The following is a 15541-nucleotide window of genomic DNA, read 5'->3' on the forward strand; positions in this document are numbered from 1 at the left end:
GGGTCACCGGATGTCGATCAGTGTCGATCAACTGATCAACTGGTCGATATGTGTCTCGCCAACTATTGGTGACATACGTTGAAACAGACGAATGCCCCGGGTGCGCGGTGGCACCCGGGGCATCCGGCGAGGGTCGTACGGTCAGCGCAGAACGAAGGCCGGCGGGCTGAGCCGGCTCTCGTTGGCCGACCGGTCCAGCGCGGTCACCTGGTAGGTGTACCGCTGGCCGGGCTCGGCCGACGTGTCCACCCAGGACTGCACCCCACCGGCCGTGGCGCGGACGGTGTCGACCAGGTGCGCGGCGTCCGCGGTGCCGCACCGACCGGGCAGCGTGGTGCCGTCGAACCGGTAGATCGCGTACGAGGTGGCGGTGCCGAAGGGGCCGGCGCCGTCGGCCGGCTGACGCCAGGTCAGCCGTACTCCGTCGGCGTCCCGCACGGCCCTGGTGACCACCGGGAAGAGGAGCGGCTTGGCCGGCAGGTGCGGCATGGCAGGCACCAGCGCCGGGCGCGAGTAGTGCTCGGCGGCGTAGATGTCGGTGGCGCCGAGCCGGTTGGCCCGCACCTGGACGGCGGAGAAGTGCACGTTGCCCTGCACCTCCGGGTACGCCTGGTTGAGCGTCAGGTGGTCGGACAGCTCCCGTGGGTTCTGCCAGAACGGCCCGTACGCCGGGTCGCCGCTCTTGTAGTCGGCCTGGCCGATGTAGAGCTGGACGCGGGTGCCGCGAACCGTCTCGGCCCACCACGGCACCAGCCGGGCGTAGTCGGCGGCCGGGTACTGGCCGATGTACCAGTAGAGCTGCGGCACCACGTAGTCGATCCACTCCTGCTTGACCCACTTGCGGGTGTCGGCGGAGATGATGTCGTACGACTGGCTGCCGGTGGTGTCCGAGCCGAGCGGGTCGGCGGCCTTGTTGCGCCAGATGCCGAACGGGCTGACCCCGAACTTCACCCACGGCTTCGCCGCCTTGATCTTGCCGTTCATCTCCTGGATCAGCAGGTTGATGTTGTCCCGCCGCCAGTCCGCCCGGTCGGTGAAGCCCCGGTTGTACGCCGCGAAGGTGGCGTCGTCCGGCACCTGGTGGGTGCCGCTGGGGTAGGGGTAGAAGTAGTCGTCGAAGTGCACGCCGTCGATGTCGTACCGGCTGACCGCGTCCATCATCGCGGTCTGCACGAATTCGCGGACCTCCGGGATGCCCGGGTTGTAGTAGAGCCGGCTGCCGGCCACACCGGCCGGCGGGTAGGCGAAGGTCCAGTCCGGGTGCTGCCGGGCCGGGTGGCCGGGGGCGAGCCGGGTGAGGTCCGCGCCGGCTCCGCCGGGGGCCGGCATGGAGACGCGGTACGGGTTGAACCAGGCGTGGAACTCCAGGTTGCGCTTGTGTGACTCGTCGACCAGGAAGGCCAGCGGGTCCCAGCCCGGGTCCTGACCGCGTACCCCGGTCAGGTACTCCGACCAGGGCTCGTACGGGGAGGGCCAGAGGGCGTCGGCGGTCGGGCGGACCTGCACCACGACCGCGTTGTGGTTCAGCCGCTCGGCCAGGTCGAGCAGGCCGCGGTACTCGGCCTGCTGGGCGGCGATCCGGTCCGGGTCGGTCTGGGACGCCTTGCTGGGCCAGTCGATGTTGACCACCGACGAGATCCACATCGCCCGGAACTGCCGCTTCGGGGTGGCCGGGTCGGTGGCGCAGGTGGCGGTGGAGGCGGTGCTGGCGGTGCCGGGCGCGGCACTCGCGGGGCTGGCGGTGACGAGCGTGCCGAGCAGGGCTGCGACCAGCCCGGCGGCTCCGAGCCGAGTTGCCTTCATGCGGTGTGTCCCTTCGTTGGGGCTCCCGGGTGTTCAACGCGGCATCTCGGCAAGATTCGCCGCTCGCTATCTGCCGCTGGAAGGAAATTTTCACACTCGCGCGGTTCTCGCAAGGGTTCACGCCCGCCCGATTCGATGGACGGGTATCGGGCCGTCCCGCACCGATCGTCGGGGTTGCCGGCGGTGACGGGCGTCGCACTCCCGGACGGAACACCGACGCGCGGTTGGCGGCGCGTACCCCTGGGTAACAGCCCCGGTCACCGGCCGCCGGCAATGGTGGTCGCACGGTGGAAGGGGTGAGCGCGGTGTCCGTGCTGCGGACCAAACCGATCAAGGACGTGATAGCCCAGAGCGGGGCGGACGGCAGCGACGGCCGGCCCGGGCTGAAGAGGCGGCTCGGCGCCGTCGACCTCACCGGCTTCGGCATCGGCATCGTGATCGGCACCGGCATCTTCACGCTCACCGGGATCGAAGCCCGGGACAGCGCCGGACCGGGCGTGGTGATCTCGTTCGCCATCGCCGGGGTGGTCGCCCTGCTCGCCGCGCTCTGCTACGCCGAACTGGCCAGCAGCGTGCCGACCGCCGGCAGCGCCTACACCTACGCGTACGCCACGATGGGCGAGATCGTCGCCTGGATCATCGGCTGGGACCTGCTGCTGGAGTTCGCGCTCGGTGCGGCCGTGGTGGCCCGCGGCTGGTCCGGCTATCTGGCCGAGCTGCTCGACCTGCCGACCCGATGGTTCGGCGAGGAGGGCAGCACGGTCAACGTCGGCGCGATCGCGATCGTGCTGATCCTCGGCGTCGTGGCGATCGTCGGCATCCGGGAGTCCGCCCGGATCACCAACCTGCTGGTCCTGGTCAAGGTGGCCATCTGTGTCTTCGTGGTGGTCGCCGGGCTGTTCTTCGTCAAGGCCGCGAACCTCAGCCCGTTCATCCCGCCGGCCGAACCGGCGGGTAGCGGCGACGACGGCATCAAGCAGCCGGTCACCCAGGCGCTCTTCGGGCTGGAACCGTCGGTCTTCGGCTTCGTCGGGGTGCTCAGCGCCGCCGCGGTGGTCTTCTTCGCGTACACCGGCTTCGAGGCGGTGGCCAACCTGGGCGAGGAGACCCGCAAACCGCGCCGCGATCTCACGCTGGGCCTGCTCGGCACGCTGCTGATCTCCACCGTGCTCTACATCGGCGTCTCGCTGGTGGTGGTCGGGATGGTGCCGTACACCGAGATCGACCGCGGCGCCCCGATCGCGTCGGCCTTCGAGGTGGTCGGCGCGGGTTGGGCGGCCATGCTGGTCTCCATCGCCGCCGTCGCCGGCCTGACCAGCGTCATCCTGGTCGACCTGGTGGCGATGGGCCGGATCGGCTTCGCCATCGCCCGGGACGGGCTGATCCCGCCGTCGATCGCGAAGGTCCACCCGCGCTGGGGCACCCCGTACCGGATCTCGGCGATCATGACGGTCGCGGTCGCGCTGCTGGCCGGCCTCCTGCCGCTGTCCGCCCTGGCCGACCTGGTCAGCATCGGGGCGCTCTGCGCGTTCGTGCTGGTCTCGATCGCGGTGCCGATCCTGCGCCGCAGGCGCCCGGATCTGGAGCGGCCGTTCCGGGTGCCGTTCTCCCCGGTGCTGCCGATCGTCTCCGCGCTGGCCTGCTTCTACCTGATGCTCAACCTGTCGGTCGAGACCTGGCTGCGGTTCCTGGCCTGGATGCTGCTCGGCGCTCTGATCTACTTCGGCTACGGCTACCGCCGCAACCGGCTGGCCCGCCACGAGCCCGCCGTCGCCCCGGCCCCCCGGGAGCCGGCCGCCGACAGCTGAGCCCGAACGTGCGGAAGGGCCCCCATTGCCGGGGGCCCTTCCGTGCGGCAGGTCAGGGGCGGGGCTGGGGCCCGCCCGTCGGTCCCTTGACCACCGGCTTGCCGTTCTCCCAGACGACCTCGTCCAGCCAGAGCTGGCGGCCGGGGTCGACGCTGCCCTCCTGGCCGGGCGGCCAGGCGTGGTACAGCAGCCAGGTCCGGCCATCCTTGACCACCATCGAGGCGTGGCCGGGGCCGGAGGCGGCCTCGTTGGTCTTCAGGATCGGGTTCTCGGCGGCCTTCACGCACGGACCGGTCGGGCTCTCGCAGACCGCGTAGCCCTCGGCGTACTCGGCCCGGTCGTAGGCGTTCGCGGCAAAGAAGAGCAGCAGCCGACCGTCCTGGCGGTGGAAGAACGGACCCTCGATCAGGGTGCCCTCCCACGGCTCGGTCTGCCTGAGCAGCTTCGTCGGCTCGCCGACCAGGGTCAGGCCGTCGTCGGCGAGGCGCTGCGACCAGAGCCAGGTGTCCACCCCGATCGCGTTGCCGTCGTTCTTCCACAGCAGCCAGAGGCTGCCGTCGGTGTCCCGGAACGGGCTGGCGTCGATGGCGCCGCCCAGCTCCGCCTGGCAGATCAGCGGGCCGGCCGCCTCGTCCCGGTACGGCCCCTGCGGCGAGCTGGCCACCGCCCGGCCGACGCACTGCCGCCCGGACTCCCGGCCGGCGACGGTGTAGTAGAGCAGGAACTTCTCCGGCGCCAGCTGGATCGCCTCCGGCGCCCAGGTCCTGCCCGCGTCCGCCCAGTCCGGCAGGGTCGGCAGGGCGTCCCCGGCCTCGGTCCAGTCCACCAGGTCGGTGGAGGTGAGCACCGGGACGTTGCGGCCGCCGGCGTTGGTGTGGAACAGGTACCAGGTGTCGCCCACCTGGATCGCCTGCGGGTCCGGGGCGTCGGTGCGTACGACCGGGTTGGTGAACATGCTGGGGTCGCTCCCGCTGCTCGTGGTGGGGGTGGGTTCGGTGTCGTCGGCGCAGCCCGAAACGAGCAGCGCGGCGGCGATGATGATCGCCGCCGCGCCGCCGCGCCAGGTCGTTGTGGGGGTCACCCCTTCAGACCGCTGCGGGAGACGCCCTGGATGATGTGCCGCTGCGCCAGGACGAAGAGGATCAGCACCGGCAGGCTGGCCAGCACCGCGCCCGCCATGATCACCGGGTAGTCGGTGACGTACGAGCCCTGGAGCAGGCCCAGGCCCGGCGGCAGGGTGAGCTTCTCCGGGCTGAACAGCACGAAGATCGGCCAGAGGAAGTCGTTCCAGTTGGTGAGGAACGACAGCACGGCCAGGGTGGCCAGCGCCGGCTTGGACAGCGGCAGCACCACCCGGAAGAAGATCTGCCACTGGTTGGCGCCGTCCAGCGTCGCCGCCTCCTCCAGCTCGTTGGGGAGCGAGAGGAAGAACTGCCGCAGGAAGAACACCCCGAACGCGCTGGCCGCGCCGGGCACGACCACCACGGCGAGGGTGTCGATCCAGTTGAGCTGGTCGACGATCAGGAAGTTCGGGATGATCAGCGACGTCGGCGGGATGAACAGCGTCCCGACGATCAGCGCGAAGGTCACCCCGCGCCCCCGGAACCGCAGCCGCGCCAGCGAGTACGCCGCCATCGAGGCGGTCACCAGCACCAGCAGCGAGTGCAGCGTGGCGGCCAGCATGCTGTTGAGGAACCAGCGCAGCACCGGGTTGGCCGTGTTGTTCAGGATCTGCTCGTAGCCGTAGCCCGCGATCGGATCGGGCAGCCAGCTCGGCGGGATCTGCTGGGCGGCGGTGTAGGTCTTCAGCGAGGTGATGACCATCCACACCAGCGGAACCAGGAAGATCAGGGCGAGCGCTACGAGGGTGGCGTAGAGCACGACCCGGCTCGTGGTCACGGGGCCGCGGGTGGTCCGCGTGGGCGTCGTCATGGCGGTCCCCTCAGTCTTCCTTGTAGCGGAAGAGGCGGAAGTTGGCGATGCTCACGACGGCCAGCATCAGGGCGAACACGATGCTCATCGCGGCGGCCCGACCGGCGTCGTTGTCCCGCAGACCCTCCTCGACGATGAACCACACCACCGTGCGGGTCTCCGTACCGGGCGTCCCCTGGGTGATCAGGAACGACTGGCCGAACATGTTCGCCGAGGCGAGCACGGTCGTGGTGATCACGAAGAGCAGCACCGGGCGCAGGCCGGGCAGGGTCACGTTGCGGAACCGCTGCCAGGCGTTGGCGCCGTCCACCCGGGCCGCCTCGTACAGCTCCGGCGAGATGTCCTGCAGACCGGCCAGGTAGATCACCGCGTTGAAGCCGGAGGTCCACCAGACGGTGACCCCGACCAGCGAGATCCACGCCCACGGCATGTTGGTCACCCAGGGGGTGTCCGAGGGCAGCCCGACGGCGCCGGCGAGCCGGTTGACCAGGCCCAGGTTGGCGTCGAGCAGGAACCGCCAGAGCAGACCGATCACCGCCACGCCCAGCACGTACGGCGCGAAGTAGATCGCCCGGAAGAAGGTCCGGCCCGGGAAGGAGCGGTGCAGCAGCAGCGCCAGCCCGAGCGGTACGACCACCAGCAGCGGCACCGACAGCGCCGTGAAGATCGCGGTGGCCCGGACGCTCTCCCACCAGTCGCCATAGACGGCGGAGTCGCTGGAGAACAGCTCCTTGTAGTTGTCCAACCCGACGAACGGCCGGTTGGGCAGCTGGAAGTCCCACTGGTGCACGCTGAGCCAGAGGCCGAGGACGATCGGCAGCAGGCCGAAGACCCCGAACAGGACCAGGTACGGGGCGAGGAACAGGTATGGCGTCGCCCGTCCGGTCCGGCCCGCCGAGCCGCCCCGGCGGGCTGCGTTGGCCGCCGGGGGCGGCGCGTCACCGCGCGCCGCCCCGACCTCGATCACGTCCGCCACGGGCTATCAGCTCCCGTACTTCTTGCGGTTGTCCTCAAGCTGCTTGTTGGCCTTCGCCACACCGTCGTCGAGCGCCTGCTTGGGCGACTTCTTGCCCAGCGCGGCCTCGTTGAAGGAGTTGTAGAAGGTCGTCATGACCTCGCCCAGGCCCGGGGCCGCCGGCGGGAAGGCCGCGTACTCCAGCTCGGGGGCGAGCGACGAGATCTCCGGCAGCGCCTTGAACTCGGTACCCTCACGGACCGCCTTGCGTGCCGGGATCTGACCGCCCTTGGCCCAGTCCAGCGAGTGCTCGCTCAGCCAGTTGATGAAGACCTTCGCCCCGGAGACCTTGTTGGCGTCGTTGGCCCGCTGCTTCACGATGGTGAAGTTGTGCGAGTTCGCCCAGGCGGCCGGCTTGCTGCCGATCTGGGGCAGCGGAGCGACACCCCACTGCACCTCCGGGCTCTTCTTCAGATCGTTGATCTGCCAGATGCCGTTCCAGGTGAAGGCGTTCTTGTTGCTCTTGAACGCCAGGTAGTCGGCGTCCTGGCCGACGTTGGCCGGCGAGAAGCCCTGCTTGATCATGTCGACCAGCCAGGTGCACGCCTCGACGGCCGGGTCCGAGTTGAAGGTGGCCTTGGCCACGTCAGCGTCGAACAGGGTGCCGCCCCACTGGTTGAGCAGCGAGTAGAAGGTCATGCCGCCGGTGAACTGGAACGGGCTGACCCAGAAGCCCTGCACACCGGCCTTCTTCAGCTCGGTCAGCGCCGCGACGTACTCGTCCTTGGTCGTCGGCGGCTTGTTCGGGTCCAGGCCGGCCTTCTGCATGACGGCCTTGTTGTAGTAGAAGCCCAGCGGGTGCATGTCCAGCGGGATGCCGTACCGCTTGTTGTTGTAGAGCCCGCCCTTCCACACCGTGGGGGCGAAGTCGCCCTCGGAGAGCTCCAGGGTCTTGGCCACGTCGTCCAGCTCGGTGATCACGCCGCGGGCGGCGAAGGTGGCGAGCTGGTCCATGTGCATGACCGCGATGTCCGGGCCGTTGCCGCTGGAGGCCGCGCCGGGGAGCTTGTTGTAGTAGTCCTCCCACTGGTAGGTGGCCACCGACACGGCGATGTTCTTGTGCTCGGTGTTGAACTGGTTCACCAGCGCCTTGAAGATGTCGCCGTCGCCGCCGGTGAAGCCGTTCCACAGCTTCAGGTCGACCTTGGGACCGGTGTACTCCTTGCCGCCGTTGCCGGCAGCCGGGCCGGAGCTGCCGCTGTCACCGCCGCCGCAACCGGCGAGGGTCAGCGAGGCCGCGGCACCGAGTCCGAGACCGAGGCCGAGCAGGCGGCGCCGGCTCACGTCGTTCTGGATCATGCTGGTTCTCTCCTTGAAGGGGGACGGGATGAATTCTGCCTGGTCAAACCCGGCACGCCATCAGGCGCCGACCGGGCCGAAGCGCAGCACGCTCCAGGACACGGCGGGCAGGCGCACGGTGCACCGGCCGCCGTCGGGGGTGGGGGTGGGCAGTTCCCGGGGCGTCACCCGGTCGGGCTCGGCCTCGGTGTTCGTCGCCGACGGGTCAGACCCGGCGGCGAGGCTCAGAAACGATGAACCGGATAGTCCTGGCAGGCCGCGCAGGTCGATCTCCAACGGGAGGTCCGTGGAGCCGCGGTTGACCGCGAAGACGGTCAGCTCGCCGGTCTCCTCGTCGTGTACGGCGACCGTGTCGAGCACCGGCACGTCCCCGTACTTCTTCGTCTCGTAGCGCGGCGACACCGGCTCGGTGCGCAGCACGGTGCCGCGGGCGTACCGGGCGGTCAGCGCGAACGGGTGGAAGATGCTCTGCCGCCAGGCCGGGCCGCCGTTGCGGGTGCGGATCGGCGCGATCACGTTGGCCAGCTGGGCCTGGGCGGCCACCCCGACCCGGTCGGCGTGCCGGAGCAGGGTGATCAGCAGGTCGCCGACGACCACCGCGTCCACTGCGGTGAAGTCGTCCTCGATCAGCGCCGGGGCCTCGATCCAGCCGCGCCGGTCCAGGTCGGCCTTGAGGCGGGACTCGTACCAGACGTTCCATTCGTCGAACGAGATCTTCAGCTTGCGCTTGTGCCGCTGCTTGGCGGCCACGTGGTCGGCGGTCGCGACCACCTCGGTGATGAAGTTGTCCATGTCGACGGCCGAGGCGAGGATGCTGGCCCGGTCGCCGTCGGAGGGGTCGTAGTAGGTGTGCGCCGAGATGTAGTCGACGTGCTCGTAGGTGTGCTCCAGCACGGTCGCCTCCCAGGAGGCGAACGTGGGCATCCGCCGGTTGGAGCTGCCGCAGGCGACGAGGCTGATCGACGGGTCGATCATCTTCATCGCGCGGGCGGCCTCGGCGGCCAGCCGGCCGTACTCGTCGGCGGTCTTGTGGCCGACCTGCCACGGGCCGTCCATCTCGTTGCCCAGGCACCACAGCCGCACCCCGTACGGGTCCTCCGCGCCGTGCTTGCGCCGCAGGTCGGAGAGCTGCGTGCCGCCGGGGTGGTTGGCGTACTCCAGCAGATCCAGCGCCTCCTGGACGCCGCGGGTGCCCAGGTTGACGGCCATCATCGGCTCGACACCGGCCTCGGCGGCCCAGGTCATGAACTCGTCCAGCCCGAAGGCGTTGGTCTCGATCGTCTTCCAGGCCAGGTCGAGCCGGCGCGGCCGGTCGCCGACCGGGCCCACCCCGTCCTCCCAGCGGTAGCCGGAGACGAAGTTGCCACCGGGGTAGCGGACCACCGAGACGCCCAGCTCCCGGGTCAGCTCCAGCACGTCGCCGCGCAGGCCACGGGAGTCGGCGCTGGGGTGGCCGGGCTCGTAGATCCCGCCGTAGACGCATCGCCCCATGTGCTCGACGAAGGAGCCGAAGAGACGTCGGTCGGCCGGGCCGATCGCGAAGGCTGGGTCGATCGTCAGCTGCGCGGTCCGCAAGGGGTGCCACCTTTCCTCATTGCCGGTGCCGGGTGACCGCAGTCACCGCCCACCCGGCCTCCCTGCTTTCTACAACGTTGTAAGCAACGTTGTAAAGGGTTGGTGAAGAGGTAGGGTGCGGAGTGTTACATCGGGGAGGTTGCGGAGTGCGACACAGGCTCAAGGACGTGGCCGAACGGGCCGGCGTGTCGGTGAAAACGGTCTCCAACGTGGTGAACGGCTACGTGCACGTCCGGCCGGACACCCGGGCCCGGGTCGAGGAGGCGATCGCCGAACTCAACTACCGGCCCAACCTCTCCGCCCGCCACCTGCGCAAGGGGCGCACCGGCGTGATCGCGTTGGCGGTCCCGGAGCTGGACATCCCGTACTTCGCCGAGCTGGCCCGTCACGTGGTCACCGCCGCCGCCGACTTCGGCTGGACGGTGCTGATCGACCAGACCGGCGGCGGGCGCGAGCAGGAACGTGTGGTCGCCTCCGGCATCACCGACCACCTGATCGACGGGCTGATCTTCAGCCCGCTGGCGCTCACCGCGGAGGACCTGGCCGGCCTGGACAACAGGCCGATGGTGCTGCTCGGCGAGCGGGTCGACCACGGTCCGGCGGATCACGTGGTGATCGACAACGTGGGCGCGGCGCGGGAGATCACCAGCCACCTGATCGGGCTGGGCCGGCGCCGCATCGCGGCCATCGGCTCGCAGCGCACCCCCGAGGGCGCCAGCGCCCGACTGCGCCTGACCGGCTACGCCGACGCGCTGCGCGCCGCCGGCCTGGACTACGACGAGGCCCTCGTGGCGCCCGCGCCGGCCTGGCACCGCGCGGACGGCGCGGCCGCCATGCGCGGCCTGCTCACCTCGGGGGTACGCCCCGACGCCGTCTTCTGCTTCAACGACACGCTCGCCCTGGGTGCTCTGCGCGCCCTGCACGAGGCCGGCCTGCGGGTGCCCGAGGACGTGGCGGTGGTCGGGTTCGACGACATCGAGGACGGCCGGTTCTCGATCCCCACCCTCACGACCGTCGCCCCGGACAAGGCGCGGATCGCCCGGCTGGCCGTCGAGCTGCTCGCCGAACGTCTCGACGGCGACCCCACGGCCCCCGCCCGCGAACTCTCCGCCCCCTACCGCCTGGAACTACGCGAATCAACCCAAACTCCCTAGCGCACCCCGGCCGATCGCGTTGATCATGAGGTTGGCGGGCCGTGGGGTGTGGGTCAGTCGAAGAAGCGGGCCAGATGGGTCTGGGGAGCGGGGTCGGCGTCCGGTGGCAACGGGGTGAGGTCGGCGAAGATCGAGGCGCCGTCGCAGCCGGCGTGCAGCGGGTACCAGCGCGGCGTGCCCGGCGGGCGGAGCTGGCAGACCCCCTTGAACGTCTGCACGTCCATCAGCCGGACGTGGGTCGGGTCCGCGACCGCGTTCACGTGCCCCCACCAGGGGCTCATCACGTGCAGCACACCGCCCGGACGGAGCACCCGGTGGCACTCGTCCACCAGCGGCAGGAAGTCGATGAGGTGCTCCAGGATGTGCACCGCGAAGAGGACGTCCACCGAATTGTCGGCCAGCGGCAGCGAGCCGGAGAGGTCCGCCACCGCGTCCACCCCCGGGGCCGGGAAGATGTCCAGCCCCAGGTTGCCCGGCCACTGCTTGGTCGGCCCGCACCCGAGGTCCACCACCACCGGCTCCCGCCCGCCGACGCTCACCCGGCACCACACGCCGTAGACCCCGGCGAGCCTCCCCACCAGGTCCCGGACCAGCCGCAGCTCGGCGGGCTCGGCCACCTCCCCGCTCAGGTGGGCGACCCCCCGGTCGAACCGCACCTCGACCGCCAGGCCCCGCAGCCGGTCGTCGTGCTGGACCTGGTCCGCCCACGCCTGAGCGAGGAAACCGTCGATCGCCCGCAGCCGGTCGGCCGAGGGCGGAGTCTGTGCCAAAGCGACCATTCGGGCCACCTCCCGCCGCGCGTTACCCGCATCCGCGCCCGCTATGCCCGGCCCGGCGGGCCGGCTCGGCCGGGAGCGCGAGGGGCGGGCGCCGGACGCGGTCAGCCGGAGATGGTGCGGCGGCCCGGCCGGCCGCCACCGCGCATCCGCTGGCGGGGCGGTGGGGCGGCGGGCTTCGGCCGCTTGAGGTGGTAGCGGTGCAGTTCGTTGTGGCCGGGCAGGGACGGATCCTCGCTCATCGCGACCAACTCCCAGCCCTGGTCGCCGGCCCGGTTGAGGTGGGCCAGCGCCGTGTCGCCGTACGGCGTCACGTCGACCATCGAGCCGTCCGGGCCGTACCAGACGAAGACGACCTCCCAGCCCAGATCGTTGGTCGCCGCCTGGCGACGGCGGATCAGCAGCGCGTACTCCCACTTGAGCATGGCGTCATTCTCACCCCGTCGCGGCCCGCCGGCACGGATCAATCCTCGGCGATCCGCCCGGCGTCGACCCGCAACCGGCGGTTCGTCTCGATGGCGGCGAGCATCCGCCGGTCGTGAGTGACCAGGAGCAGCGTGCCCGGATAGCTGGCCAGGGCCGATTCGAGCTGCTCGATGGCCGGCAGGTCCAGGTGATTGGTGGGCTCGTCGAGCACCAGCAGGTTGACTCCGCGCCCCTGGAGCAGAGCCAACGCCGCCCGGGTCCGCTCGCCGGGGGAGAGGGTGGCCGCCGGCCGCGGCACGTGCGCCGCCCGCAGGCCGAACTTGGCCAGCAGGGTCCGCGCGTCCGCCGGCGACATGTGGGGTACGGCCGCCTGGAACGCGTCGATCAGCGGCACGTCGCCGAGGAACAGCCCTCGGGCCTGGTCCACCTCGCCGACCACCACCCCCGGCCCCAGCGAGGCGGTGCCGGCGTCCAGCGGCAGCCGACCGAGCAACGCGGCCAGCAGGGTGGACTTGCCCGAGCCGTTCGCCCCGGTCACCGCGACCCGGTCCGCCCAGTCGATCTGGAGGTCCACCGGGCCGAGGGTGAACCCGCCGCGACGTACCACCGCGCCGCGCAGCGTGGCCACGACCGCGCCGGCGCGGGGTGCGGCGGCGATCTCCATCCGCAACTCCCACTCCTTGCGGGGTTCCTCGACCACGTCGAGCCGTTCGATCAGCCGCTCGGTCTGCTTGGCCTTGGCCGCCTGCTTCTCGGTGGCCTCGCTGCGGAACTTGCGACCGATCTTGTCGTTGTCGGTGGCCTTGCGCCGGGCGTTCTTGACGCCCTTCTCCATCCAGGCGCGCTGGGTGCGCGCCCGCGCCTCCAACCCGGCCCGGGTGTCGGCGTACTCCTCGAAGTCCGCGCGCGCGTGCCGGCGGGCCACCTCGCGCTCCTCCAGGTAGGCCGCGTAACCGCCGCCGTAGTGGTGCACCTGCTGCTGCGGCAGGTCCAGCTCCAGCACCCGGGTCACCGTGCGGGTGAGGAACTCGCGGTCGTGAGAGACCAGCACCGTGCCGGCCCGCAGCCCGGTGACGAACTCCTCCAGCCGCTCCAGCCCGGCCAGGTCGAGGTCGTTGGTCGGCTCGTCGAGCAGGAACACGTCGTAGCGGCTGAGCAGCAGCGAGGCCAGCCCGGCCCGGGCCGCCTGGCCGCCGGAGAGCCCGGTCGTGGGGTGGTCCAGGTCGACCGCGAGCCCCAGGTCGGCGCTCACCTGCTCGGCGCGCTCGTCCAGGTCCGCGCCCCCGAGGGCGAGCCAGCGCTCCAGCGCGTCGGCGTACGCGTCGTCGGCACCCGCCGCCCCGGCGGTCAGCGCCTCGGTCGCCGCGTCCAGGGCGGCCTGCGCGGCCGTCACCCCGGTGCGCCGGGCCAGGAAGCCGCGCACCGTCTCGCCGGGCCGCCGTTCCGGCTCCTGCGGCAGGTGCCCGACGGTCGCGGTGGGCGGGCTGAGCCGGACGCTGCCGGCCTCCACCGGTAACAACCCGGCGAGGGTACGCAGCAGGGTCGACTTGCCGGCGCCGTTCGGGCCGACCAGGCCGACCACGTCGCCGGGGGCGACCACCAGGTCCAATCCGGCGAAGAGCGGGCGGTCGCCGTGCCCGGCGGCCAGGTCCTTGACGATCATCGTGGCGCTCATCAGGACGGCAGCCTATCCGGCCGCCGGCATACGGCCGGGCGGCAGCGGGCAGACTCAACGGCGTGGTGACCACACTGGCGATCGACTGCGGTGGCGGCGGCATCAAGGCCTCGGTCCTCGACGAGGCCGGCACGATGCGGGCCCGGCCGCTGCGAGTGCCGACGCCGTACCCGCTGCCGCCTGCGCTGTTCGTCCAGACCCTGCTCGACCTGGGCGGGCGGCTACCGGCTGCCGATCGGCTCACCGTGGGCGTACCCGGGATGATCCGGCACGGAGTGGTCGTGACCACACCGCACTACGTGACCCGCAGCGGACCACGCAGCCGGGTCGACCCGGACCTGCTCGCCCAGTGGTCCGGCTGGGACGCTCGTGGGGCCCTGGCCGACGCGTTCGGGGTGCCCGCGCTGGTGCTCAACGACGCCGAGGTGCACGGCGCCGGGGTGGTCGCCGGCACCGGTTGCGAGCTGGTGCTGACCCTGGGCACCGGGCTGGGTAGCGCCCTCTTCGACGGCGGGGTGCTCGCCCCGCACCTGGAGCTGTCCCACGCCCCGGTGCGGTGGGGCACCACCTACGACACGTACGTGGGCGAGCCGGAACGCCGTCGGCTCGGCGACGCCTTCTGGTCCCGACGGATCCGGCAGGTGGTGGACGGACTTCGCCCGGTGTTCCGCTGGGACCGGCTCTACCTGGGCGGGGGCAACTCCCGGCTGATCCGGCCCGAGCAGCTGGCCCGGATGGGCGACGATGTGGTGGTGGTGCCGAACACCGCCGGGATCGTCGGCGGCGTCCGTGCCTGGGAGCTGTCCACCGGGCGCCGGGACGCCCGCACCTGATTCCGCCGTCCGGCCCGAACCGACACGATCTCGCCCCGGGGAACAGTCGCTAAACGCCCGATGTTGTGCCAGCGTCGGAACAGGTGACGGCGCGACCCGAGGAGGTGGGCAGATGGATCTTCTGGCGGACTACCGGCGGGCGACCATGTTCTTCGAAGCCGGTGACCCGAGCGGAGCGGCCCGACTGCTGGAGCCGATCGTGGACGCCGAACCCGGCAACGCGGCGGTCCGGCAACTGCTGGCCCGGGCGTACTTCCAGTCGGCCCAGCTCAACCGGGCCGAGGAGCAGTTGCGGGAGCTGGTCGACCGGGACCCGAGCGACCACTACGCCCACCACGTGCTGGGCCGGACGCTGGAGCGGCTGAACCGGCACTCGGACGCGCTGCGGCACCTGCGGATCGCCGCCGCGATGTACGCGGCCAACGACGACTACCGGATCGCGCTGGAGCGGGTGGAGACCCGGCTGGGCGGTACGCGCTGACCGCGGACCGGTGACGTGCACGGGGCGGCCCTTCGGGGCCGCCCCGTCGTCGCTCTGCGGGTGGGCCGCCGGGCGTGCCTAGGATGGCGGACATGGGACCTGACCGGCCGGGGGCTGCGGCATGAAGCTCAAGCTGGATCTGCACGAGATCTTCAACAAGGGCCAGGACATCGACCGCGCGTTGCGCGGGATCATGGACGAGGCCGTGGCGAAGAAGGCCACCCTCGTGGAGATCATTCCTGGCAAGGGATCGGGCCAGCTCAAGAAGCGGGTGCTGCGGTTCCTCGACCAGAAGGACGTCAAGCAGCTCTATCACCGGGTGGAGAAGGACTCCAAGAACTTTGGTCGGCTCTTCGTGCACTTCCGCTGGAAGTAAGGGCCCCGGCTTCGCGACGTCCCACGCTGCCCCCGACGTGCGTCCTGACCTGCCGAAACGCCTTCCGTCGGTTTCCGGCTTCTTCCGCTGTTGCTCATGCTCACTTGTGCCGGATCTGTGCCATGTGATCATGGCGAACTTGCCGGCCTCCCCCCGGCCGTTGGTCGACCAGCGCTACTGGGGCCGCCTGGGACGCACTGTAAATCCGTCGCGAAAGCTACAGAGGTTCGAATCCTCTACACGCCACCAGGTGCGAGAACGGCCCCTGACCAGCAGAAACGCGGTCGGGGGCCGATCTTGTTTGGTCCCGCTGAGTCTGGCTGTCGCTTGCCTTCGCTCACTGTCCGGGGGCGTATCCGGGGGAGCGGGCCGACGGCTCGCTAGCAAG

13 protein-coding genes and 1 pseudogene are annotated in these 15541 nt (G+C 71.0%); 5 read left to right on the plus strand and 9 right to left on the minus strand.

The window, feature by feature from the left end; all coding sequences use genetic code 11:
- Nucleotides 1-141: 141 nt before the first annotated feature.
- The gene (locus AB0K07_RS18945; RefSeq protein WP_363756742.1) at nt 142-1803 is read right to left on the minus strand and encodes a family 10 glycosylhydrolase; all 1662 of its coding nucleotides are present in this window, start codon (nt 1801-1803) and stop codon (nt 142-144) included.
- Nucleotides 1804-2108: 305 nt separating this feature from the next.
- Between AB0K07_RS18945 and AB0K07_RS18950 the strand changes: the two genes are divergently transcribed.
- The gene (locus AB0K07_RS18950; protein ID WP_363757158.1) at nt 2109-3611 is read left to right on the plus strand and encodes an amino acid permease; all 1503 of its coding nucleotides are present in this window, start codon (nt 2109-2111) and stop codon (nt 3609-3611) included.
- Between the two features lie 52 nt (nt 3612-3663).
- On the opposite strand, the gene AB0K07_RS18955 is transcribed toward AB0K07_RS18950, so the two are convergent.
- The 5 genes from AB0K07_RS18955 to AB0K07_RS18975 are packed head-to-tail and all read right to left on the minus strand — an operon-like array spanning nt 3664 to nt 9432.
- Nucleotides 3664-4692 carry a glycoside hydrolase family 43 protein gene (locus tag AB0K07_RS18955; RefSeq protein ID WP_363756743.1) on the minus strand — a complete coding sequence of 343 codons (1029 nt, stop codon included), beginning with the start codon at nt 4690-4692 and terminating at the stop codon, nt 3664-3666.
- Nucleotides 4689-5543, minus strand: a complete 855-nt coding sequence (locus AB0K07_RS18960) for a carbohydrate ABC transporter permease (protein ID WP_363756744.1) — start codon at nt 5541-5543, stop codon at nt 4689-4691. The genes AB0K07_RS18955 and AB0K07_RS18960 overlap by 4 nt, the downstream gene beginning before the upstream one ends.
- A 10-nt stretch (nt 5544-5553) precedes the next feature.
- Nucleotides 5554-6519 carry a sugar ABC transporter permease gene (locus AB0K07_RS18965; RefSeq protein ID WP_363756745.1) on the minus strand — a complete coding sequence of 322 codons (966 nt, stop codon included), beginning with the start codon at nt 6517-6519 and terminating at the stop codon, nt 5554-5556.
- Between the two features lie 6 nt (nt 6520-6525).
- The gene (locus AB0K07_RS18970) at nt 6526-7857 is read right to left on the minus strand and encodes an ABC transporter substrate-binding protein (protein WP_363756746.1); all 1332 of its coding nucleotides are present in this window, start codon (nt 7855-7857) and stop codon (nt 6526-6528) included.
- A 60-nt stretch (nt 7858-7917) separates the two neighbouring features.
- The gene (locus tag AB0K07_RS18975) at nt 7918-9432 is read right to left on the minus strand and encodes an alpha-N-arabinofuranosidase (RefSeq protein ID WP_363756747.1); all 1515 of its coding nucleotides are present in this window, start codon (nt 9430-9432) and stop codon (nt 7918-7920) included.
- Between the two features lie 146 nt (nt 9433-9578).
- Here AB0K07_RS18975 and AB0K07_RS18980 point away from each other — a divergent pair, with 146 nt between their 5' ends.
- Nucleotides 9579-10586, plus strand: a complete 1008-nt coding sequence (locus tag AB0K07_RS18980; protein ID WP_363756748.1) for a LacI family DNA-binding transcriptional regulator — start codon at nt 9579-9581, stop codon at nt 10584-10586.
- 53 nt (nt 10587-10639) lie between these two features.
- On the opposite strand, the gene AB0K07_RS18985 is transcribed toward AB0K07_RS18980, so the two are convergent.
- The 3 genes and pseudogenes from AB0K07_RS18985 to AB0K07_RS18995 all read right to left on the minus strand — a co-directional run bounded on the left by AB0K07_RS18985 (nt 10640) and on the right by AB0K07_RS18995 (nt 13463).
- Nucleotides 10640-11365, minus strand: a complete 726-nt coding sequence (locus tag AB0K07_RS18985) for a methyltransferase domain-containing protein (RefSeq protein ID WP_363756749.1) — start codon at nt 11363-11365, stop codon at nt 10640-10642.
- 176 nt (nt 11366-11541) lie between these two features.
- Nucleotides 11542-11787 (minus strand): annotated as a pseudogene (locus AB0K07_RS18990) (hypothetical protein); the annotation flags it as partial.
- Nucleotides 11788-11825: 38 nt separating this feature from the next.
- Entirely contained in the window at nt 11826-13463 is a 1638-nt protein-coding gene (locus AB0K07_RS18995) for an ABC-F family ATP-binding cassette domain-containing protein (RefSeq protein ID WP_363756750.1), read from the minus strand.
- A gap of 62 nt (nt 13464-13525) precedes the next feature.
- On the opposite strand from AB0K07_RS18995, the gene AB0K07_RS19000 reads away from it, so the two are divergent.
- From AB0K07_RS19000 to AB0K07_RS19010, 3 genes are all read left to right on the plus strand, one after another.
- On the plus strand, nt 13526-14296 hold the full coding sequence (locus AB0K07_RS19000) for an ROK family protein (protein WP_363756751.1): 771 nt from the start codon (nt 13526-13528) through the stop codon (nt 14294-14296).
- Between the two features lie 112 nt (nt 14297-14408).
- The gene (locus AB0K07_RS19005) at nt 14409-14777 is read left to right on the plus strand and encodes a tetratricopeptide repeat protein (RefSeq protein WP_109819174.1); all 369 of its coding nucleotides are present in this window, start codon (nt 14409-14411) and stop codon (nt 14775-14777) included.
- Between the two features lie 121 nt (nt 14778-14898).
- Nucleotides 14899-15153, plus strand: coding sequence for a Smr/MutS family protein (locus AB0K07_RS19010; RefSeq protein ID WP_007465523.1), 255 nt, complete (start codon nt 14899-14901; stop codon nt 15151-15153).
- The last annotated feature ends 388 nt before the right edge of the window (nt 15154-15541 follow it).

Source organism: Micromonospora sp. NPDC049301, from assembly GCF_040678715.1.
In the GTDB taxonomy this organism is placed as follows: domain Bacteria; phylum Actinomycetota; class Actinomycetes; order Mycobacteriales; family Micromonosporaceae; genus Micromonospora.